We start from the raw sequence: 22,041 nt of genomic DNA on the forward strand, positions 1-22,041 counted from the left end.
TGGCGGATAACACATGTTTTCTCACGACAGCGTCTGGGCGGCGATAGACGCACTGGCAGAACGCCATTCCCTGAGTGCGTCGGGCCTTGCCCGCCGCGCTGGTCTTGATCCCACGACCTTCAACAAGTCGAAGCGTTACGCCGCCGACGGGCGCGCGCGCTGGCCCTCGACGGAATCGCTGGCCAAGGTGATGGAAGCCACCGGGGCAAGCTTTGAAGAACTCACCCGCCTGATCGGCGGCGGCGTTAATACGAACCAGGGTTTCGGCGAATATACGCAGGACGCGCAACCGATCCCGCTTCTCGGCATGGCGGAGGCTGGCACGGGCGGCTATTTCGACGATGCGGGTTTCCCGGCGGGGCAGGGCTGGGACATTGTAGAATTTCCAGTGGGTGCCAGCGAAGGTGTGTATGCGCTGGAAGTTTCGGGCGACAGCATGTTGCCCCTTTACCGTGACGGCGATACGTTGATTGTCGCGCCCAATGCGCCGGTGCGTCGCGGCGACCGCGTGGTGGTGCGAACCAAGGACGGAGAAGTCATGGCCAAGATACTCTATCGCCAGACACCACGGACAATCGAATTGCATTCGCTTAATCCAGAGCATTCAAACCGCAGCTTTGAGACCAAGGATGTGGAATGGATCGCCAGAATTCTATGGGCCAGCCAGTAATGGCGCAGTCGCATACGAGAAGCCATTCGCGCATGGTCTATGGCAGTCTCGCCGGTTTGACCGGCGCGCTGTTGGCCGCTGCTTTCATCGCTCCGTTTTATGGCGCTCTGGATGGGCCCGTGCCGGTGATCGCTGCGGATAGCGGCACGACCGCGCCGACCGGCAGTTCGGGCAACGGCATCGTCGTCGAACAATTCGATTATGACGAGCCGGGTACCAAAACGGATGGTCAGCAGAACGCGCAATCCGCTCCTGAGACCACGCCGCAGCCGGGCAATTCCAGCGATGAGGCAAACGGGCTTCAGCGCGAAGCGCCGCGACCGCCGCTCAGCGATCTCGGTCTTGCGGCGACACCAAAGCCGCCGGAGCCGGTCGCTCCGGCTGAGCCGGTTGCGCCAACCCCTGCCGTGCCTGTCGGGGAGGGCGAGGACATGCAGCTGTTGCAGCGGCCAGTCGCGGTTGCCGCCGGGCGGCTCGAAAGTCAGGGACGCATGATCGATTTGCAGGGCATCGAGGTTTTGCCGGTCGAGCAGACCTGCCAGACCACATCCGGCCAGAACTGGCCATGCGGTATGCAGGCGCGGACGGCCTTCCGCCAGTGGCTGCGCTCGCGCGCCATCATGTGCCGCCTGCCGCAGAACGATAGCGGTGCCGCCATTGCGACCGGGTGCAAGCTTGGCAATGACGATGCCGCTGAGTGGCTGGTGACGAATGGCTGGGCCAGGGCGACGCCAGACGGTTCCTATGCTGATGCGGGACGCAAGGCGGAAGAAGCGCGCCTTGGCATTTTCGGAGACAAGCCGGATGCGTCCTTGCAAAGTCTGGAGCCTGATCCGGGCAACAGTCTCAGCAATCCATCGCCGCTGGCACCTGAGCCAGAGCCGCAACCCTCTGCGCCGTCTCCGCAGCAGGGTGAATTTCCGCCAGCGCCTGTTGCGCCAGCACCAACACCTGCAAACTAGGCTTCGGCTGCTGCCTTCGGGCTTCTGCCTGATACTGATTTCAGCGGAACGGTGATCACCACGAGGCAAGCGATCACCAGTACGACGCCGAGCCAGCCCATGGCTGGGAGACGTTCTCCCACAATAACTACGGCCAGCAGCGCGGCGACGACAGGCTCGACGAGTGTGATCGTCGTCGCCATGCTGACAGGAACCCGCGCAAGGCCGATGCCAAAGCAGACATAACCGAGGAACATCGGCACCGCCGCCATATAGATGCCGACGGCGGCATTGTTCCAAGAGGCGAGGAAGGGCGCGCCGGTCATCAGCAGCACCGGCATCAGCAACAGGCCGCCAATGCCGAATGTCGCGCCCATCGCGACCGATGAATGGATGCCGCGCAGGATCAGGCCGCGCGCAGTCCATGAATAGAGCGCATAGGTGAAGCCTCCAATCAGGCCAAGTCCAATGCCGATCAGCACAGAGTTGCCCGTCTGCACACCACTATGCGCCGATCCCTCGGCTATGGATATGAGGATCATGCCGAGCAGTCCGATCAGGGCACCCCACAGCCATTGTCGGGACAATCGGGAACCATCGAATACATATTCGATCAGGGCGGAAAGCAGCGGCGCGGACCCGAGTGTGACGACGGTCCCGATGGTGACCCCAGCCATACGCATCGAGGCGTAGAAGGCGAGGGGATAGATGGCGACGGCCAGTCCGCCGAGAACGAGGTTGCGCCAGTTTCTGGCCAGTTGCGGCCGTGCACGGATGATGCCGGGTCCGGCGAGAAGCGCCTGCATCAGCCCGCCGACGCCCATGGCCGCAGCGCCGATTGCCGCAGAACCCACCTCCGGGGCAAATGTTGCGGCTGTGCCAGTCGTCCCCCAGACGGCAGAGGAAAACAAAATGGCGGCGACGCCAATCGCATAATTGCGCGATGATGTGTTCACAATGCCCCCAACATGTCCGATGCCATAGCCCGCGCCTCCTGAATGCAGGCGCTGTTCCCCTCAAGTCCGGCGCGCGACATTGCCCCTTCCAGCAGAAAAGACAGTTGCCGCGCCAATGCAGCCGCTCTCTCAGGCGCGTCGGGCAGCAGTTCCGCCAGATGGCCCGCCAGCAGCGCTTCGACCTCGCGCTTGTGGTGTTTCACTGCCTGGCGCCCAATATCGCCGACCATCAATTCGGCAGCAGCATTCAGCAGCCCGCAGCCGCGAAAGCCGTGCTCATAGGCAAATTCAGCATGGTCCTGATAGGCGTCGAAAACCGCGAGAACCTTTTCCAGCGGTGTGACAGCTTTTTGCAGCCGCGCATCATAGAGGCCCAGCCATTCGGCATGGCGCACTTCCAGATACTGGTTCACCAGATCGGCTTTGGACGCAAAATTATTATAGAGGCTCTTCTTGGCGACGCCCGCTTTTTCAACGATGGCGTCAATGCCGGTGCCGCCGATGCCGTGATCGTAAAACAGCACGGCAGCAGCATTCAAAAGCTTTTCGCGCGCGCTTTCCGTGGAAGCCGGAAATGGTGTTTGAACGGACTTCATCGCAGTAATCCTTGTGATAGGTATACCGTTCTACCTACTACGAGATGCAGAGTCAATCGGAGCAAATGTGCCAGCGTTTCGGGCGCAAAAAAGCCCCGCGCCGGGTGGCTGCGGGGCTTGTCGTTTTGTTCGGCTATTGAGCGGCTCAGACCAGTTCGCCAGCCAGCGCCTTTTTGATCAGGGCGCGGGTTTCCTCGATGCCGTAAAGCGCGACGAAGGAGCCGAAGCGTGGGCCACGCTCCTGTCCGATCAGCACTTCATAGAGCATCTGGAAGAAGGAAACCGACACGCCGGGGCCGCCTTCCGGGCTCTTCTTGGTGTGATCCTGATAGCGTTCGATGGCGCGGGCGACGTCCAGAATGGCGTTCTGGATATCGTTGCCATCGGTCCCGGCAGGCAGGGTCGCAAGCTTGGCGTCCAGCGCTTCCAGTGCGCCGCGTTCCACGTCGTCCGGCGCACGGAACTGCTTGGTCGGCTTGACGAAATCGTTGAAGTAACGGATCGCGTAACCAACCAGCGCATCCAGTTCCGGATTGTTTTCCGGCGTGACGCCCGGCGCGTGGCGCGAGATGAAGCCCCACAGAACCGACGGGCTTTCCGCATTTGATGCGCTGACCAGATTGAGCATCAGCGCGAAGGTCACCGGCAGGTCAACCTTTGGCGGGTTGCCATAATGAATATGCCAGACCGGATTGTTCAGCCGGTCCTTCCACTCTTGACGGTTATAGGCCGACAGATAGGTGAAATATTCGTCCACCGCCTTCGGGATGACATCGAAGTAAAGGCGCTTTGCGGTCTTCGGCTTCTGGAAATTGTAAAGCGCAAGGCTTTCGGTCGGCGCATAGGCCAGCCATTCGTCAATCGAGATGCCGTTGCCCTTGGACTTGGAAATCTTCTGGCCAAGTTGGTCGAGGAACAACTCGTAAACGAAATGTTCCGGCGCGCGTCCGCCGAGAATTTCGCAAATGCGGTCGTATACGCCCGCATTGGTCTGGTGATCCTTGCCGAACATTTCGAAATCGACGCCGAGTGCCGCCCAGCGCATACCAAAATCCGGCTTCCACTGCAGCTTTACCTTGCCGCCGGTGACGGAAAGCGTGGTTTCGACGCCGTCTTCATCGTCGAATGTGATCGTGCCAGCCTTGGCGTCCACGCTCTTCATCGGCACGTAAAGCACGCGGCCCGACTTGGGCGAGATCGGCAGGAACGGGCTATAGGTCGCCTGACGCTCTTCGCCGAGCGTCGGAAGCATGACTTTCATAATGTCGTCATAGCGTTCGACGGCGTTGAGCAGCACCGCATCAAACTTGCCGGACTTGTAGTAATCTGTCGCGCTGGCGAATTCGTAGTCGAAGCCGAAAGTGTCGAGGAAGCGGCAGAGCATAGCATTGTTATGCTCGGCAAAGCTCTTATATTCGCCGCCGAACGGGTTCGGCACCGACGAAAGCGGCATTTGCAGATAAGGCTCAAGTGCTGCCTTGTCCGGCACATTGTCTGGAATCTTGCGCATGCCGTCGAGATCGTCGGAGAAGCAGATCAGGCGCGTCTTCACCTTGTCTTCGGTCAGAATACGGAAGGCATGGCGCACCATCGAGGTGCGCGCCACTTCGCCGAATGTGCCGATATGCGGCAGACCCGACGGGCCATAGCCGGTTTCGAAAATCACTGTGTCCGGCAGGCCGGTCTTGGCATAGCGCTTGAGGATTTTCTTCGCTTCTTCAAAGGGCCAGGCTTTCGCGTCCGCAGCCGCCGCGGTCAGTTCCGGGGTCAGCGTAATTTCGGGCAGACGATGCGAAGTCATGGTTTTGTCCTGATATCCTGTGAAGGGCGTTATTCTTGAAAAACGGTGCACGCATCCGTGCCTATGCTCTATGGCGCGACAACCCCGTGCCGTCAACGGCTGGTGCGGAATTTCCTTGCCTAACCGCGGGAGGCTTCCTAACTTTCCGGCAAATTGTAACCGGAAAAGCTGATTCCGATCATGGTGTCGCTGAGGAGTACCCGATGAAGAAAATCTCGCCGCAGGATGCACTCGTCTACATCATGATCACGACGTCGGCTGCCGACACGACGATGACCGACGCGGAACTGGAGTCCATCGGCAATGTGGTGACGCGCCTTCCGGTGTTCCGTGGCTTCGATACGGCGGAACTGCCGCGTCTTGCCAATGAATGCTACGCGCTGCTGGCCTATGAAGACGGTCTGGAAAAGATCCTCGACCTTGCGCATGAAGCGCTGCCTGAAAAGCTTTATGACACGGCCTATGCGCTGGCGGTGGAAGTGGCGGCTGCCGATCTCCATGTCGAGCAGGAAGAGCTGGAATTCCTCCAGATGCTGCGCGACCGCTGGACGCTGGACGAGCTGACGGTTGCCGCCATCGAGCGCAGCGCACGGGTGCGTTTCCGCAAGCTCTGAATAGTTTGCGTCACGCAATAAAAACGCCGGTCCGAAACAATTGGACCGGCGCTTTCTTTTTGCGGGATTGGCTTACCAGGCAGGCTGAACCGAACCCTTGAAGGTTTCTTCGATGAAGGTCTTCACTTCCGGGCTGTGATAGGAGGTGATCAGTTCCTTGACCCAGTCGGCGTCCTTGTCGGCGGTGCGCACGGCAATGACGTTGAAGTAGGGCGCCTTTTCGCCTTCGCGGATCAGCGGGTCCTTGGCCGGGTTAAGACCGGCCTCCATGGCATAGTTCGTGTTGATGACAGCCGCCTCGACATCTTCCAGCGAGCGCGGCAGCTGTGCGGCATCAAGCTCGACGAATTTCAGGTTCTTGGGGTTTTCGGTCACGTCGATGACGCTGGCGCGTAAGCCCTTGGCCGGATCGATCTTGATGAGACCGTTATCGGCCAGCACCAGAAGCGCACGCGCGCCATTGGTCGGGTCGTTGGGGATCGCCACCGTCGCGCCATCGGCAAGTTCGGAGATGTTCTTCAGCTTCTTCGAATACATGCCCATCGGGAAGTTGACGGACTGTGCCACGCTGACAATATCGAATTTGCGGTCGGCAACCTGATTATCGAGATAGGGCTGGTGCTGGAATGAATTGGCTTCCAGCGCGCCATCGGCCAGCGCCATATTTGGAATGACGTAATCGGAAAATTCCTGAATATCGATTTCCAGACCCTTGGTGGCAGCGACTTCCTTCACCTTTTCCATGATCTGGGCATGCGGGCCGGGCGTGACGCCGACGCGTATGGTTTTTGCCATCGCCGATCCGGCTGTGCAGACGGCGAGAATAAGGGCGGCGGTTAGCAGCTTACGCATCGGAACTCCTGAGATAATTGGTATGCGACCTGGGGAGGATGATTTCATCAGGTCCGGTTCATAAAGCATTTCCAGCAAAAGTGAAAAGCGGCGGCCGACCTGTCATGCACAAAAAAGCGGGCGGGGAAAACCCGCCCGCCTGTCCGGTTTCACGCTATCAGCACACGACCGGAAGCCGTCGCGCCTTGCGTCGTTCCAAAGCCGCGCGCATCACATGGGCGGCTTCTGAGAAAGTTGCGTTTTCTTTCCAGCGTTCCGCATGAACCAGTGTCGACGGAACGATATCCTTCAATGCTTCCAGCGTGTGGCGCGGCACCATGTCGGTGCAGTTCCACAGGCGACGGAAGACAACGCTGATACGTGTAATCTTGCCATTGACCTGAACAACCGGCTCTGCCGTTTCCAGTGTCCAATCTTCATAAGCATCGACCGCATCTTGAAATGCGTGATGTAGATAGATCGGTGCGTGACCGTCATGAAGCGGGGGCAGCAAACTAGACATTTCTGTTTCCTCTCTTCCAATGTGGTTCAGCTTCAAAACTTGCAGCCGGATTTATCTATCGGGCCTGCAAGTGGGCGAAACAGGAGCGGGGGTAAACTCCTGTGGTCATGTGCTGGCCATATTCGGTTCTCTCTTCACGAAATACGACAACACATAATTAACCATGATCTATGCAAAGGCGCCCCTTTGGCAAGGGGAGAATTTCTTAAGATGGCAATTTTGTAAAAAATTAATTCAGCAGTATTCTGCAAAATACTGAACAATCAGTGAGCATATTATTGGATTATACTACGTTTATCTGTTGGTCAAAATTTCCCAAAAAGGAAATGATTTTCAATATTTATTGTCGTGGTGACAGGTTTTGACCCTGTCATTCGGCCGTGGCTGCGATAGAAATAAGCCGATGGGAATAAAAATGCAGGGCAGGTGGGGTTATGTCTCGGTTCATTGCGTCGCGAAGAGGTTTTCTGGTCGGCTCGACCTTTCTGGCCGCATCGGTGGCGTGGCCGAAATGGGCGCAGGCGCAGGACAGTGCAGAAAAGGGCGGACGACTTGTAGTGGCGGCGGATTCCGAACCGCGTAATCTCAACCCGGCTATCGTCGCCTCCAATGGCGTGTTTTTCGTTGCAAGCAAGATCGTCGAGCCCTTGGCCGAAGCCTCTTTCGACGGCGAAAACGGCTTGAGCCCGCGACTGGCCACGGCCTGGGAAGGCTCGGCTGACGGGCTGACTGTGACGTTCCGCCTGCGTGAAGGCGTCACGTGGCATGACGGTACGCCGTTTACGGCGGCGGACGTGGCCTTCTCCGCACTGGAAGTCTGGAAGCCGCTGCAAAATCTTGGCCGCGTCGTGTTCAAGGCGCTGGATAAGGTGGAAACACCGGACGATCATACCGCCGTCTTTCATTTCTCGGAGCCGACGCCGTTTCAGCTCGTGCGCAACGCTCTGCCAGCGCTGACCGCGGTTCTGCCGAAACATGTTTTCGCGGGCACCGATATTGCGGCCAATCCGGCCAATGAAAAGCTCATTGGCACCGGACCGTTCAAATATGCCGAGCACAAGACCGGCGAATATTATCGACTGGTCCGGAACGACGCCTATTGGGGCGAGGGCGAACCTCATCTCGATGAGATCATCTATCGTGTTCTGCCGGACCGGGCTGCCGCAGCCGGAGCGCTTGAAGCGGAAGAGATTGATCTGGCGGCTTTCTCCGCCGTGCCGCTGGCCGACCTCGACCGCATTTCGAAAGTGCCGGGGCTAGCGGTTATTTCCAAGGGCTATGAGGCGCTGACCTATCAGCTTGTCGTGGAAATCAATCATCGTCGCAAGGAACTGGCGGACCTGAAGGTTCGTCAGGCGATTGCCCATGCGATCGACCGCGATTTCGTGGTCAAGACCATCTTCCTTGGCTACGCCAAAACCTCGACCGGCCCCGTGCCGCGCTATGACAACCAGTTTTATACGCGTGATGTGCCGTCCTATCCGTTCGATGTGGCCAAGGCGAATGAGCTTCTGGACGAAGCGGGTTACAAGCGCGGCGGGGGCGGAACGCGCTTTGCGCTGAAGCTTCTGCCCGCGCCCTATTTCAACGAGACCAGACAGTTTGGCGATTATCTGCGTCAGGCTCTGGCTGCGATTGGTATCGATGCGCGCATCGTCAACAATGACGCGGCGGCGCATCAAAAGGCGGTCTATACCGATCACGATTTTGACCTTGCCATTGCGCCGACCGTCTATCGCGGCGATCCGGCCATCTCCACCACCATTCTGGTGGAAAGTGGCATTCCGGCGGGTGTGCCGTTCTCCAATCAGGGCGGCTATACCAATGCCGAACTGGACGCCCTGATCGCCGCCGCAGCACGCGAGATCGATGAGACGAAACGCACGGCGCTTTATCACGAGTTCCAGCAAAAAGTGGAAGCGGATCTGCCGCTGATCAATGTTGCCGAATGGGGTTTCATCACGGTTGCCAATGAGCGGGTGAAGAATATTTCCAACAATCCGCGCTGGGCGGTTTCCAACTGGGCCGATACCTGGGTTGAACCGCGATAGAGCATTTCCAGCAAAAGTGCGTAGCGTCTACGCAGGGAAATCAGTCCACTGGACTGATTTCTGATCCTGCTTCGATGCGCGGGATAATGCTTAAAACAAATAGCTAGAGCGGTTCCACGATTCCGTTTTAACCGGAACCGCGATAGACGGTGACGAAGCTTCGTGTTGATTGTATCGTCGCGACGTGGCGCAGATTCTAACCCTTCTCCGGAAACGTCTGATCGGCAGCATCCTTGTGCTGCTGATTGTCGTTGTCGGCTGCTTTCTGATGCTGGAACTGGCGCCGGGCGATGCGGTGGACGCCTATGCCGTCAGCTTCGGCGGTGATGCGGCGCAGATTGCGGAAATGCGTGCCCGCTGGGGGCTGGACCAGTCGGTCTGGTATCGGCTTGCCGCCTATCTTGCCTCTCTCTTGCAGGGCAATCTTGGCTGGTCGGTCAGTTTCAACCGCCCTATCCTCGGCGTCATTCTGGAACGGCTGCCCAATACGCTGCTGCTTATGGGTGCGGCGACGGCACTGTCCTTTGCCATCGGTACACTGCTTGGGCTTGTCGCCGGATCAAGGCCGGGCAGTTTGCGCGACCGGTTTCTGTCGGTTACCTCTCTGGTGCTCTACGCCATTCCGGGTTTCTGGCTGGCGCTGGTGCTGGTCATCCTGTTTTCGATCCGGCTGCGCTGGTTACCGTCGAGTGGCATCGAAACCATTGCATCCGGCAAGCAAGGACTGGCGCGGGCAGGCGACATAGCGCGCCATCTGGTGCTGCCGGTCATGTCGCTGGCGCTGATTTATCTGGCGCTTTATCTGCGGGTCATGCGCGCCGCGATGGCCGACATATGGCGGATGGATTTTGTGCGAGCCTTGCGGGCGCGCGGCATTTCGCGACCACGCATTGTGTTGCGCCATGTGGCGCGCAACGCGTTGTTGCCGCTCGTTACCCTGCTCGGATTGCAAGCGGCCAGCATGTTGGGCGGCAGCGTGGTGATCGAAAGCGTCTTTGCGGTTCCCGGTCTCGGACGACTGGCGCAGGAGGCCGTTGCAAGCCGCGATACGCCCTTGCTTCTGGGCGTCATTCTCACAAGCGCGATCATGGTGATCATGGTCAATTTGCTTGTCGATCTTCTCTATGTCTGGCTCGATCCGCGTATTGCCCAAAGGCCGACAGGAAAGGCCAGCGCATGACGGTTTTTCTGCGCAGTCTCAAGACGGGCGAGGGTCTGGCAGGTTCGCTTATCCTGACGATCCTCGTCGCAGCAGCACTTTTCGCGCCGCTGCTCTTTCCTGGTGATCCGCTGCGGATTGTCGCGTCTCCCTTGCTGGCACCGTTCGAAAACAGCGCCTTTCCGCTTGGCACGGACCGGCTTGGGCGCGATGTGCTGGCCGAACTTTTCCACGGCGGGCGCACCTCGCTGGTTGTCGGGCTTGCGGCGGCTGTGGCCTCCATCCTCGTCGGCAGCACGGTCGGCGTGCTGGCGGGTTTTGCAGGCGGGATCGTCGATGAAGTCCTGATGCGGGTTACAGAGGCGTTCCAGACTGTGCCGGGCTTTTTGCTGGCGCTGGCGCTGGTTAGTCTTGCCGGGCCGTCATTGCCGGTTCTGGTCGCCGCAATCGTACTCTCAAGCTGGACGCAGGCTGCACGGCTGACGCGCGGGCAGGTGCTGTCCATCCGCGAGCGCGACTATGTGGCCTCGGCGCGGGTCATAGGCATGCATCCGCTGGAGATCGCCTTTCGCCAGATATTGCCCAACGCCCTGCCGCCGGTTCTGGCGCTGGTGCCGGTGATCGTCGCTTCGGCTATATTGATCGAGGCCGCACTGTCCTTTCTCGGCCTTGGCGATCCGAACCGTGTCACATGGGGCGGCATGATTGCGGAAGGCCGCACGGTTCTGCGCTCTGCACCGTGGCTTTCCATTGTGCCGGGACTGGCATTGGCGTTGACCGTCGTTGGCGTCTATCTGGCGGGCGAGGGCGTGACTGCCGCCGCGGCACGGCGCGAGGTGCAATCGTGAGCCTGCTCGTGAAACTGGATAACCTCTCGGTCACCTATGGGCGCGAAACGGCGCTGGGCAACGTTCAGCTCGATATAGAGGCGGGCAAAACGCTTGCCATTATCGGCGAAAGCGGCTCCGGAAAAAGCACCCTGGCGCTGGCGCTTGCAGGCCTTCTGCCTGCCAATGCGCGAGTATCAGGGCGGATCGACTGGGCCGATGGGCCGATGAAGCCGGGACGCGATATCGGCTTTGTCTTTCAGGACCCGGCATCAAGCTTCGATCCGCTGATGAGCATCGGCGCGCAATTGGTCGAAACCATTCGCGCGCATGAAAAGCTGGATTGCCACACCGCGAGGATGCGGGCGCTCGCACTGCTTGAGCGCGTGCATATCCCCGATGCGGAGGATAGTTTTCACCGCTACCCGCATCAGTTCTCTGGCGGGCAAAAACAGCGTATCGCGATAGCGCTCGCCATCGCCGCCAATCCGCGTGTGCTGATCGCCGACGAGCCGACAAGCGCGCTCGATACGATTGTCCAACGGGAAATCGTGGCGCTGCTGCGCAAGCTGGTGCGTGAAGACGGCATGACGCTGATCTTCATCACGCATGATATCGCACTCGCTTCCGGGCTGGCGGATCGCATCGCGGTCTTCCGCCGGGGCGCGCTGGTGGAAAGCGGCGATGTGCGCGCAATCATCGGCACACCGCAGACGGAGTATACGCGCGCACTGATTGCCGCCGTGCCTGCACTGGAGTTGGCGTCCCATGACTGAGGCTTTGTTGCAGGCGGACGGGCTGGTGGTGCACTATGGCGCTGCATTGGCGCTCGATCATGTCGGCCTTGCGGTCAACAGGGGCGAGACACTGGCGCTGGTCGGCCCGTCGGGCAGCGGCAAGTCTACGCTCGCGCGTGCCTTGCTGCGCTTGCAGCCGCTGAAGAGCGGGACAATCCGCTTTGAGGGTGAGGATTGGCTGGCATGGCAAGGTGCGGCGCTGCGCAGGCGTCGCGCAAGGATGCAGATGGTGTTTCAGGACCCGCTATCGGCTTTCAACCCTCGCGCCAGCGTGGGCGATCTTCTGCACGAACCGCTGCGCATTCATGGCATCGACCGCGATATCGCAGACCTGTTGCAAACGGTCGGGCTTGATCCAGCGCTTGCTCGGCGCGGTGTGCATGAAATTTCCGGCGGCCAGCGGCAGCGGGTGGCAATTGCCCGTGCGCTTGCGACATCCCCGTCGCTGATCGTGCTGGATGAAGCGGTTTCCGCGCTCGACGTGACCGTGCGCGGCGCAATTCTCGACTTGTTGCAGGAGATACAAAAGGCCGAGCAGACGGCTTATCTCTTCATCACCCATGATCTCGCGGTTGCTGCACAAGTGGCGGATCGCATTGCGGTGATGGAGCGCGGGCGGATTGTTGAAAACCGCCCGACGCGGGAGCTGATCCTGAAACCGCAAGCGCCTGTCACCAGAGCGCTGATTGATGCGGTGCCGAGACTTGCTGATTAGGCCTTGCCGAGTTCCACCGAACGCTTGCGCGCTGCTTCAACGGCCTCGGCAACCAGCGTTTTGAGACGGTCGCCACCCATCAGCACGTCAAGCGCCGCCGCCGTGGTGCCGTTCGGGCTCGTCACCTGCTCGCGCAGTTGCGACGGGGTGTCGGTGCTGGCGTCGGCAAGCGCGCCCGCCCCCATCACGGTCTGCATGGCAAGAAGTGCCGCCGTTTCGCGTGGCAGACCGGCCGTAACACCAGCATCGGTCAAGGCTTCGATGAAGTGGAACACATAGGCCGGGCCTGAACCCGAAACCGCCGTGACGGCATCCATCAGCGTTTCGTCATCGACGCTGGCGACCTTGCCCGACGTTGCGAGCAGGCGTGCGACGAACGCCTCGTTGTCGGCGGTCACATTGGCGTTCTTGAAGGTCACCATCATGCCCTTGCCGATGGCGGCAGGCGTGTTGGGCATGCAGCGGAGGATGGCGGCGTCGTTGCCCAGATGATTTTCAAACAGCGCAACCGGAATGCCAGCTGCAACGCTGACAAAGGTGGCGGCAGGCGCAAAGCGCTTATAGGCAGGCAGGACGGCGTTCATCACCTGCGGCTTGACGGCAACCAGGATCATGCGCGGCTTAAGGTCAGCAGGCAGCGCATCCGCGCTGGCATAGGCGTGAACGCCGGCGCCAGCTGCACGTTCGCGCAGCGCATCCGTCGGCTCGACGACGTGAACATCGCCTGCTTTCAGAATGCCATTGTCGAGCCAGCCTTTGAGCATGGCAAAGCCCATATTGCCGCAACCGACGAGAATTACCGTGTCCTGCATATTGATTGTTCCGCCTGTCTGAATGTGTCGGCGCCGTTGCGCCAGGATTGATCAAAGCCGGTATAGCCTTGCGCCTTTGCAATCTGCAAGGCGGCGCGGCCAAATTTGATCGTTGCGCGCGGACAAAACATAAAACTGCGGAAATTATAGCTTTATTGCCCGTAAATTATTGATGCCTCATAAATTATCGACCAGTATGTCCCGACGAAATTGCATGAAAGAGCGGATAATTTGCTTATCCGCGCTGCTGTTGGAATGAGGGGCCAATGGATCCGTCTTTGACTACAGGTATTCCGCCAGCGGAGGCATTCGGTCACGTTCGCATCATCATCGGTATCATTCTGGGCCTGTGCGTATCGCGCCTGCTCACCGGCTTTGCGCGCTTCATCCAGCATCCCGGCAAACAGATAATCTATCCGGTACATCTGGCCTGGGTCGCCTTCGTGCTGTTGTCGGTGGCGCATTTCTGGTGGTTCGAGTTCGGCCTCAGAACCATTCCGCTATGGACGTTCGAAAAATATCTTTTCGTGATCTTTTATGCCGGGCTTTATTTCCTGCAATGCACGCTGCTGTTTCCCGACAGCATGGAGGAATATACTGGCTATCGCGATTATTTCATGTCGCGGCGCAAATGGTTTTTCGGCATTCTGGCGCTGATCCATGTGGTGGATGTGCTCGACACATTGCTGAAAGGCGTGGATCACTATCAACTCTACGGGATCGAATATCCGATCCAGACGGTCTGCTTCATCCTGTTCAGCATCATCGCCATGTATACGGATAGCCGCCGCTATCATGGGATATTCGTCACATTCGCCTTGCTCTATCAGATCATCTTCACGCTGCGGCATTTCGCGACGCTGAACTGATCACTTCTGCCGCTCCGCATTGCGCGCGGTTTGCGCATCCACCACGGCGCGAAACTGGCGCAGGAGCGGGTGGCGTTCGGTCTGCTTGAGGCCGTAGCCAAGATTGAACGCATAATCGAAATCGGGCGGGTTCAGCCCGATATTGTGTTGCAGCATGGTCTCGATCTTGTCGAACCCCTTGGCGAAGATCGCCTCCGGGGAGACACCGCGATTATAGTCGGTCCAAAGGTCGAGAATTTCCGCCCGCAGATCATCGGGCAAAGGCGCGCATAGCTCGATGAGATCAGCCTTTTCCCGTTCGGCGCGGCCATCATCGGCGCTTTGGTGAATGGCCGGAACATCGCCGGAAATCGCTTCGCCCAGATCATGTACGAGGCACATTTTCAGAAGGCGCAGCCGGTCGCAATCGCCAAGTTCCTTGTCGAAAAGCGTGACCAGCAGACTGAGCCGCCAGCTGTGTTCGGCAGTGCTTTCCGGGCGGCCCTCGGCAGTATGGCCGGAACGCAATGTGCTTTTCAGGCGTTCGGCTGCCTGAATGAACTCAATGATGCCCTCAAGGCGTTTCATATCGACCGGATGTTCCATTTTGGTTTGCATCGAGGGTTCCTCAAGTTGCGCATCGATATGAATCATTATGGAAAACTACAATTTTAACGGTTTGTTTGCCATGATGGATGCCATAATTCTCATGGTCTGTGATATGGGCAGATCATGGGTGGATGGTCCGGGCAAAGGGGCCAGTCAATGGGCTTGGATAGGCATCGGGAAAAAGCGATGGTTGAGCAAAAGAACAAGGGACAAGCTGCTGCCGCGCGCCCCTTATTGGCTTATGCTCCCGAGTTTCTGGTCAGGACACCGGATGTAGGGCCGACCAAGACCACTGCCGAACTGGCCGAGGAATTGCTGACCGAGCGCGAGCATCGAAGGCGGCGTGAGGAACTTTTGCGCCGCAAGCAGGAAATGCTGGACGGCGAACCGGCTGCCCCTTCGGCGGTCCATGATCCTGCCGCCGATATGCGCCAGCGCATGAGCGCGATCAGGGCCGAATTGCAGTCCCGGCTTGAACCGGAGGAAGCGCCAAAGCTGCCGATGCCAGCGCCGGAGCCAACAGCGCCCGCCGCTGTCGCTCCGACCGGTGATACACCGTCCGCCAAACCGCGCAGGCGTTGGCGCTTGCGCTGGGGTCGCATCGTGGGTTTTACCGTGCTGGGCGGTTTGCTTGGGCTTGGTTATGCCATGCTGGAGCCACAACATTATCGCGTATCGACATCCATGCAGGTGTTTCCTTCCGAACGTCGCAGCGAGATTGCATCCGAAGCGGTGCTGAACCGCGCCGCGCAACTGGCGCATATCCAGTCGCCACGAGATTTCGGGCCGCCGCCGCTTCTCGATCAACTGCGGCAAGCCCTTGCCCGGTTCACCACAGCCGAAGGCGAGGCTGCGCCCGCAGCACAGGCCGCGCAAACGGGTGCGGCCATTCTGCGCCCGCATCTGGAATTTTCGCAGGCGCTCGATAGCGGCATCGTCACGGTCGAGGTGAAGGCCGCGAAGCCGGAAACAGCAGTGGCGGTTGCCAATGCGGTGACACAGGCCTTCCGTGACCAGCTGACGGGCAGCACGGGCGCGCCGGATGCCGGTCTGCCCGAGCGATTGCAGGCTCTGGAAGCTGATGCGACTGCGGTTAAGGCGGCGGTTGAAGCGTTCCGCGCCAGCCGGAATTTCGGCGACGGCGACCAGGCGGCGCTTGAAAAGGCCTTTGCCGAGGCCAAGGCCGAAACGGCGCGGATTGTCGCCGAGGCTGGCCGCTTGAGCAGCATGACGGCGGAAAGCCTGTTGCGGGATGGCCTGCCGGAAGATATGCGTTCCGGCGCGTTGGGCCGGCTGGTCGAACAATATCGCGCAGCCGGGCAAAGCGAAGCGGCCAAAAGCCTTGCCACTGAAATCGATACGGAAATCGCCAATCAGCGCAGTCTGATTCAGGCAGATTTGCGCAAAGCCGTTGAAAACGAGCAGAAGGCGGCATCGGCCATGACCGGGCTGAATGCGCCTCCAGCTAGCGATGAAGACCGCAATCGTCTGCAAGCGATGCAGCGCGATCTGGCGGCGCGGCAGGCGCTTTATGAAGATGCGCAAATGCGCGCGGCGCAAGGCGACATGAGCACCCTGTCGGCGACGGGTGCCACGGTGCGCCTTGTTCCGCCAGCCAAGGATTCATACGGCTGGCGCGGCGTGTCCTTGCAGACTTCGGTTCTGGCCGGACTGCTCGGCGGCCTCTGGCTTGGTCTGTTTTCGTGCCTGTTCGGAAACAAGCACGCGCCCGTTGCAGAAAAGCGGGAGCGGGAGGAGCCGGAAGTCGACGACGTGCTTGAGACCTATGGCGAAACGCGGCTTGCCGCCGTCATTCGGGAAGCGAACGAGCGCTGGGAAGTCGAAAACAATCGCGCCCATACAGCCGCAGAAGCGGATGAATTGCAGCGCACCATCGACGACGTGCGCGCAAACCGCGGCGTCCGGTTCTGAAACTTCTGAAATCCTGCCCTGATTTTCGCCTTTGTCGCGTATTCGGTAATTGTCATCGGGCGTCATGACGCTTATTGGCATGTATGCCCGACGGATGTGATGTATCTCCCAGACATTCCGCTCCGTTATTTCGCAAAGCCGATATTTCGAAAAGAAAGAAGCGCTCGCTATGGCCCAGTTGATCGATGGCAAGAAGCTCGCCGAGGATGTGGTTTCCACGGTGAAGACCGAAACCGAAAAGCTCGTTGCAGCGACCGGCGTGGTTCCCGGTATTGCCGTGGTGATCGTGGGTGAAGACCCGGCGAGCCAAGTCTATGTCGCCTCCAAGGGCCGCAAGGCCAAGGAATGCGGCTTCCATTCCATCCAGCACGATCTGCCGGACACCGCCTCTGAGCAGGAGCTTCTCGACCTGATCGAAAGCCTCAATAACGATCCGGCGATTCACGGCATTCTGGTGCAGCTGCCGCTGCCGAAACACATTGATTCAGGCCGCGTCATCCAGACCATTTCGCCTGACAAGGACGTGGATGGCTTCCACTTCATCAATGTCGGCAAGCTCGGCACTGGCGAGGTCGATACGGCGTTCGTGCCCTGCACGCCAGCCGGTGCGATGATCATGATCGAGCGCGTTCACGGACGCGATCTTTCCGGCCTCAATGCCGTGGTGATCGGTCGCTCCAATATTGTCGGCAAGCCTATGTTCAATCTGCTGCTCGCCGCCAATGCAACGGTCACGGTTGCTCATAGCCGCACCAAGGACCTGCCGGCGATTGCACGCACGGCGGATATTCTGGTTGCAGCCGTTGGCCGTCCGCAGATGGTCAAGGGCGATTGGGTCAAGTCCGGCGCGACGGTGATCGATGTCGGTATCAACCGCATCCCGGCACCGGAAAGAGGCGAGGGCAAAACCCGTCTTGTCGGCGATGTCGATTTTACGGATGCAGAAAAAGTTGCAGGCGCAATCACGCCGGTTCCGGGCGGTGTCGGCCCAATGACCATCGCCATGCTGATGGCCAATACGCTGACGGCGGCCTGCCGCAGTGCTGGCGTAAAAAAGCCCGTTTTTTGACATAATTGAGAGGCGTTTTCGCGCCTCGTTCCCGCAATTTGATGCGATTTGAAAGGCAAAGCGGTGCAAAACCCGCTTTGCCTTAATTGCTTCAGAACACCGAAGCGCCTTCATCGGCCCGCCCGGCAATCTGCCGGAAGGCGCGGAACAATTCACGCCCCATGCCATGTTCGTTGGCGGAAAGGTCGGGGCGTTCCTCCAGTCGGGCGTCGAATGTCGCGTGATTGATCAAAACTTCCAGCGTACCATTGACGGCATCCAGGCGGACAACATCGCCGTTGCGGATTTTGCCGATTGCGCCGCCATCGAGTGCTTCCGGCGTGACGTGGATTGCGGACGGCACCTTGCCCGATGCACCTGACAAGCGACCATCGGTGACAAGCGCCACGCGCTGGCCGCGATCCTGCAAGATGCCGAGAACGGTCATCAGCTTGTGCAGTTCCGGCATGCCATTGGCCTTCGGTCCCTGATAGCGAACCACCGCGATGAAATCGCCGGTCAGGTCGCCCGCCTTGAAGGCAGCCTGCAACTCGGCCTGATCGTTGAACACCTTTGCGGGCGCTTCGATCACATGGCGCTCGGGCTTCACAGCGGAAACCTTGATGATGGCATTGCCGATATTGCCGGTCAGAACCTTGATGCCGCCGGTTGGCTGGAACGGCGCATGGATTTTCGCCAGTACCTTGTCGTCGCCGCTCTTTTCGGGGACGGGTTCGCGCAGAACCGTGCCATCGGCACCGAGCTTCGGCTCAATGGCGTAAGGACGCAAACCCTCGCCCCAAACGGTGCGCACATCTTCATGAAGGATGCCGCCGTCCAGAAGCTCGCGGATGAGGAAGCCCATGCCGCCTGCGGCATGGAAATGGTTCACATCGGCAAGACCGTTCGGATAGACGCGGGCGAGCAGCGGCACCACGTCCGAAATCTCGGAAATGTCGTGCCAGGTCAGCTTGATGCCCGCTGCCGCAGCCATGGCGATCAGATGGATCGTATGGTTGGTCGAACCGCCGGTGGCATTGAGGCCGATGATGCCATTGACGAAAGAACGTTCGTCCAGCATTTCGCCGACAGGCGTATATTCATTGCCGCAGGCCGTGATGGCGAGCGCGCGCTTGGCGGCTTCGCGCGTCAGCGCATCGCGCAGCGGCGTGCCCGGGTTGATGAAGGACGCGCCCGGCAGATGCAGGCCCATGATTTCCATCAGCATCTGGTTGGAATTAGCCGTGCCGTAGAAGGTGCAGGTGCCAGGACCGTGATAGGACTTCGATTCCGATTCCAGCAGTTCCGCGCGCCCGACCTTGCCTTCGGCATAAAGCTGGCGGGTCTTGGCCTTCTCGTCATTCGGCAGGCCGCTGGTCATCGGACCGGCAGGAACGAAGACCGCAGGCAGGTGCCCGAAAGTCAGCGCGCCAATGATGAGGCCCGGCACGATCTTGTCGCAGACGCCAAGATAAACGGCGGCATCGAACATGTCGTGCGACAGGCCGACAGCTGCTGCCATGGCAATGACTTCACGCGAGAAAAGCGACAGTTCCATCCCCGCGAAACCTTGGGTGACACCATCGCACATGGCAGGTACGCCGCCCGCCACCTGCGCCACGCCGCCCGCATCGCGGGCCGCCTGCTTGATCAGCTGCGGGAAGGTTTCGAACGGCTGATGCGCCGAGAGCATGTCGTTATAGGCGGTGATGATACCCAGATTGAGCACTTCGTCGCCAGTCAACGCCGCCTTGTCATGCGGCCCGCAGGCCGCAAAACCATGAGCCAGATTGGCGCAGGCCAGAACCGTTCGGTTCGGTTTTTTCAACGCCGCCTCGCGCACGCGGCCAATATAGGCCTCGCGGGTCGGTTTGGAGCGTTCGCGAATGCGCGCGGTGATTTCCTGAATGCGTTTGTGAGCGGATTGCATGGGCATGGGTATCACCTGTGCCAATCTGGCCTGAATAGAATTAACTGGTCCAGTAAAGCTGGATGGGGGTGCGGGCATGGTGGAAAACCGCCCGTACCGGCATTTCATGTTCGTCGTCGCCGGACAGCGCCTTTTCCAGCGTCGCCTGCTTGGCCGCGCCTTCGATGTGCAGCACCAGCATGTCGGCCTCTGCAACCAGTGGCAGGGTCAGCGTCAGGCGCTTTTCACCAGCACCTTCGGCATGGATTGGCAGAACGAGCGCCCGTGTTGCCGGGTCGATCGCCTGATCGAGCCGGTCGGCATTGGGGAAGAATGAAGCGGTATGACCGTCATTACCCATGCCAAGCACCACCACGTCGAAGGGACGGCGCAATGCGTCGATGCGGCTGGCCGCGGCCAGCGCCGCCGTTTCGGCCGTCGCCGCCGGATTATAGAGGCCGACGAATTTGGCCACGCCCGCATGATCGCGCAAAAGATGGTCGCGGACCAGCTTTTCGTTGGAACGATCGCTGTCTGTGGCCACGAAACGCTCGTCAACGAGGGTGATCGTGACGAGGTTCCAGTCGATCATCTTGCGCGACAGCACTTCGAACAGCCTCAGCGGCGTGGTGCCGCCGGAGACGGCGAGCGTCGCCTGTCCCCGCTCAGCGATTGCGGCAGCCAGCTTGATTGCAATTGCCTCCGAGAGCGCTTGCGCCAGTTCCGTTCCGCTGGTGAAATCGTGCCGTTCGATGGTCATGCTGTTCCTTTCAGGGTCCTTTATAACGTTTCGTGCCAGGTGCGACCGTCGCGTTCAATCAATGCGATGGACGACGATGGCCCCCACGTTCCTGCGGTGTAACCCTGGACCGGCTGACTGTTCAACTCCCATCCCTGAAGGATCGGATCGACCCAGCGCCATGCGGCCTCGACTTCGTCGCGACGCATGAACAGGGTCTGATTGCCGCGAACCACATCCATGATCAGCCGTTCATAGGCGTCCGGATTGCGCTCGTTGAAGGATTCGGCAAAGCTCATATCGAGCGGAACGTGACGCAGGCGCATGCCGCCCGGGCCCGGATCTTTGATCATCAGCCACTGCTTGACGCCTTCATCGGGCTGCAGGCGGATGACGAGCTGATTGGCAATGACCTTGCCAGCACTTTCACCGAAGATCGAATGCGGAATTGGCTTGAAGGTCACGACGATTTCCGAAACGCGGGTCGCCAGACGCTTGCCTGTGCGCAGATAGAACGGCACGCCCGCCCAACGCCAGTTGGCGATTTCGGCCTTCAACGCCACGAAGGTTTCCGTGTTGCTGGTGTCGCTTTCGAGGTCTTCGAGATATCCGCGTACCGCTCCGCCCGCCGAAGCGCCCGCGCGATACTGGCCACGCACGGTCACATCCTCGACATTGGCATTGGTGATGGGCTTGAGCGAGCGCAGCACCTTGACCTTTTCGTCATGCACCGCGTCCGCTTCAATCGACGAAGGCGGTTCCATGGCCACAAGGCAGAGCAGCTGGAGAATATGGTTCTGCACCATGTCGCGCAGCGCGCCGGCCGTGTTGTAATAACCGGCGCGACCTTCAAGGCCGACGGCTTCGGCAACGGTGATCTGCACATGGTCGATATGGGCTGAGTTCCAAAGCGGCTCATAAAGCGCATTGGCAAAGCGCAGCGCCATCAGGTTCTGCACCGTTTCCTTGCCCAGATAGTGGTCGATACGGAAAATCTGGTCTTCGCGGAACACGCTGCCCAGCGTGTCGTTGAGCGCCATTGCCGAATCCAGATCACGGCCAATCGGCTTTTCAACGATGATGCGGGTGTCGCGGGTGATGAGGCCATGGCTCTTCAGGCGCGTGGCGATATCGCCGAACAGGGTCGGGCTGACTGCGAGGTAAAAGGCGCGAATCTTTTCCGGCTTCTTGCCGATCAGGGTCTTGAGGGCATCCCAGCCCTCTTCGGACTTGGCGTCGACAGCGACATAGCTGAGACGGGTCAGAAATTCTTCGATCTGCTTTTCATCGATTTCGGCAGGCTTGACGTGCTCATGAATGGCATCGCGCGCAAACTTCCGATATTCCTCATCGGTCATGGGGCTGCGCGAAGCGCCGATAATGCGCGTCGGGTCGGAGAGCTGGCCTGCACGCTGCCGCTGATACAATGCCGGGATCAGTTTGCGTTCGGCTAGGTCGCCCGAGCCGCCAAAAACGATGCAGTCGAAAGGCTCTACCGGAATAGTCTGGCTGGTCATCTGTCGCTCTCTTCTTTCGTTCGCGCAAATCAGTCTGTCAGTCATAGCCTACTATGACAACGGTGCCATATGCGCGGCCCATCTTTATAATTTAATCGATTTAAATTCAACCGTCCGATTGCCGCATTCTCGTGAATTTGAACTGG

General features: G+C 59.5%; 21 protein-coding genes. 11 read left to right on the forward strand and 10 right to left on the reverse strand.

Annotated elements, in window-relative coordinates:
* The first annotated feature begins 13 nt into the window (after positions 1-13).
* A complete protein-coding gene (locus tag HWD97_RS18810; RefSeq protein WP_109367004.1) occupies positions 14-670 on the forward strand; it encodes a helix-turn-helix transcriptional regulator in 657 nt (218 codons plus the stop codon).
* Complete coding sequence (locus tag HWD97_RS18815; RefSeq protein WP_109367005.1) at positions 670-1,632, forward strand: thermonuclease family protein; 963 nt, start codon at positions 670-672, stop codon at positions 1,630-1,632. The genes HWD97_RS18810 and HWD97_RS18815 overlap by 1 nt, the downstream gene beginning before the upstream one ends.
* Here the strand turns inward: HWD97_RS18815 and HWD97_RS18820 are convergent.
* The 3 genes from HWD97_RS18820 to HWD97_RS18830 form a co-directional block, all read right to left on the reverse strand.
* On the reverse strand, positions 1,629-2,567 hold the full coding sequence (locus HWD97_RS18820; RefSeq protein ID WP_209445999.1) for a DMT family transporter: 939 nt from the start codon (positions 2,565-2,567) through the stop codon (positions 1,629-1,631). The two genes, HWD97_RS18815 and HWD97_RS18820, sit on opposite strands and share 4 nt — an antisense overlap.
* Positions 2,564-3,163 carry a TetR/AcrR family transcriptional regulator gene (locus tag HWD97_RS18825; RefSeq protein WP_121539081.1) on the reverse strand — a complete coding sequence of 200 codons (600 nt, stop codon included), beginning with the start codon at positions 3,161-3,163 and terminating at the stop codon, positions 2,564-2,566. Before HWD97_RS18825 ends, HWD97_RS18820 begins: the two co-directional genes overlap by 4 nt.
* Positions 3,164-3,308: 145 nt before the next feature.
* Complete coding sequence (locus tag HWD97_RS18830) at positions 3,309-4,964, reverse strand: lysine--tRNA ligase (protein WP_109367007.1); 1,656 nt, start codon at positions 4,962-4,964, stop codon at positions 3,309-3,311.
* 203 nt (positions 4,965-5,167) lie between these two features.
* Between HWD97_RS18830 and HWD97_RS18835 the strand changes: the two genes are divergently transcribed.
* Positions 5,168-5,578 carry a tellurite resistance TerB family protein gene (locus tag HWD97_RS18835; protein ID WP_109367008.1) on the forward strand — a complete coding sequence of 137 codons (411 nt, stop codon included), beginning with the start codon at positions 5,168-5,170 and terminating at the stop codon, positions 5,576-5,578.
* A 72-nt stretch (positions 5,579-5,650) separates the two neighbouring features.
* Here the strand turns inward: HWD97_RS18835 and HWD97_RS18840 are convergent, their stop codons facing one another.
* Together HWD97_RS18840 and HWD97_RS18845 are read right to left on the reverse strand one after the other, a co-directional pair.
* Entirely contained in the window at positions 5,651-6,430 is a 780-nt protein-coding gene (locus HWD97_RS18840) for a MetQ/NlpA family ABC transporter substrate-binding protein (RefSeq protein WP_109367009.1), read from the reverse strand.
* 157 nt (positions 6,431-6,587) lie between these two features.
* Complete coding sequence (locus HWD97_RS18845; RefSeq protein WP_109367010.1) at positions 6,588-6,932, reverse strand: hypothetical protein; 345 nt, start codon at positions 6,930-6,932, stop codon at positions 6,588-6,590.
* A 434-nt stretch (positions 6,933-7,366) separates the two neighbouring features.
* On the opposite strand from HWD97_RS18845, the gene HWD97_RS18850 reads away from it, so the two are divergent.
* The 5 genes from HWD97_RS18850 to HWD97_RS18870 all read left to right on the forward strand — a co-directional run bounded on the left by HWD97_RS18850 (position 7,367) and on the right by HWD97_RS18870 (position 12,481).
* Entirely contained in the window at positions 7,367-8,983 is a 1,617-nt protein-coding gene (locus tag HWD97_RS18850) for an ABC transporter substrate-binding protein (protein ID WP_109367011.1), read from the forward strand.
* Between the two features lie 169 nt (positions 8,984-9,152).
* Positions 9,153-10,163 (forward strand): ABC transporter permease, encoded by a 1,011-nt coding sequence (locus HWD97_RS18855; RefSeq protein WP_109367012.1) that lies wholly within the window; start codon positions 9,153-9,155, stop codon positions 10,161-10,163.
* Entirely contained in the window at positions 10,160-10,990 is an 831-nt protein-coding gene (locus HWD97_RS18860; RefSeq protein WP_109367013.1) for an ABC transporter permease, read from the forward strand. Before HWD97_RS18855 ends, HWD97_RS18860 begins: the two co-directional genes overlap by 4 nt.
* Positions 10,987-11,745 carry an ABC transporter ATP-binding protein gene (locus HWD97_RS18865; RefSeq protein ID WP_109367014.1) on the forward strand — a complete coding sequence of 253 codons (759 nt, stop codon included), beginning with the start codon at positions 10,987-10,989 and terminating at the stop codon, positions 11,743-11,745. Before HWD97_RS18860 ends, HWD97_RS18865 begins: the two co-directional genes overlap by 4 nt.
* A complete protein-coding gene (locus tag HWD97_RS18870; RefSeq protein WP_109367015.1) occupies positions 11,738-12,481 on the forward strand; it encodes an ABC transporter ATP-binding protein in 744 nt (247 codons plus the stop codon). The genes HWD97_RS18865 and HWD97_RS18870 overlap by 8 nt, the downstream gene beginning before the upstream one ends.
* Here HWD97_RS18870 and proC read toward each other — a convergent pair.
* Positions 12,478-13,293: a pyrroline-5-carboxylate reductase gene (gene proC, locus HWD97_RS18875; protein WP_109367016.1), complete on the reverse strand. Its 816-nt coding sequence runs from the start codon at positions 13,291-13,293 to the stop codon at positions 12,478-12,480. The genes HWD97_RS18870 and proC overlap by 4 nt on opposite strands.
* A 266-nt stretch (positions 13,294-13,559) precedes the next feature.
* On the opposite strand from proC, the gene HWD97_RS18880 reads away from it, so the two are divergent.
* Positions 13,560-14,162 (forward strand): hypothetical protein, encoded by a 603-nt coding sequence (locus HWD97_RS18880; protein WP_109367017.1) that lies wholly within the window; start codon positions 13,560-13,562, stop codon positions 14,160-14,162.
* Here HWD97_RS18880 and HWD97_RS18885 read toward each other — a convergent pair whose 3' ends face one another.
* Positions 14,163-14,759, reverse strand: a complete 597-nt coding sequence (locus HWD97_RS18885; protein ID WP_109367952.1) for an HD family hydrolase — start codon at positions 14,757-14,759, stop codon at positions 14,163-14,165.
* A gap of 177 nt (positions 14,760-14,936) precedes the next feature.
* Between HWD97_RS18885 and HWD97_RS18890 the strand changes: the two genes are divergently transcribed.
* Entirely contained in the window at positions 14,937-16,682 is a 1,746-nt protein-coding gene (locus HWD97_RS18890; protein WP_121539082.1) for a lipopolysaccharide biosynthesis protein, read from the forward strand.
* A 169-nt stretch (positions 16,683-16,851) separates the two neighbouring features.
* Complete coding sequence (gene folD / locus HWD97_RS18895) at positions 16,852-17,751, forward strand: bifunctional methylenetetrahydrofolate dehydrogenase/methenyltetrahydrofolate cyclohydrolase FolD (protein WP_109367019.1); 900 nt, start codon at positions 16,852-16,854, stop codon at positions 17,749-17,751.
* 91 nt (positions 17,752-17,842) lie between these two features.
* On the opposite strand, the gene edd is transcribed toward folD, so the two are convergent.
* From edd to zwf, 3 genes are read right to left on the reverse strand one after another with little or no spacing between them, the layout of a single operon-like run.
* Positions 17,843-19,666, reverse strand: a complete 1,824-nt coding sequence (gene edd, locus HWD97_RS18900; protein WP_121539083.1) for a phosphogluconate dehydratase — start codon at positions 19,664-19,666, stop codon at positions 17,843-17,845.
* A gap of 34 nt (positions 19,667-19,700) precedes the next feature.
* A complete protein-coding gene (gene pgl / locus HWD97_RS18905; RefSeq protein ID WP_109367021.1) occupies positions 19,701-20,399 on the reverse strand; it encodes a 6-phosphogluconolactonase in 699 nt (232 codons plus the stop codon).
* A 20-nt stretch (positions 20,400-20,419) separates the two neighbouring features.
* On the reverse strand, positions 20,420-21,895 hold the full coding sequence (gene zwf / locus HWD97_RS18910; RefSeq protein ID WP_109367022.1) for a glucose-6-phosphate dehydrogenase: 1,476 nt from the start codon (positions 21,893-21,895) through the stop codon (positions 20,420-20,422).
* Positions 21,896-22,041 lie beyond the last annotated feature (146 nt).

This window comes from Ochrobactrum sp. C6C9, from assembly GCF_022627935.1.
In the GTDB taxonomy this organism is placed as follows: Bacteria; Pseudomonadota; Alphaproteobacteria; order Rhizobiales; family Rhizobiaceae; genus Brucella; species Brucella teleogrylli.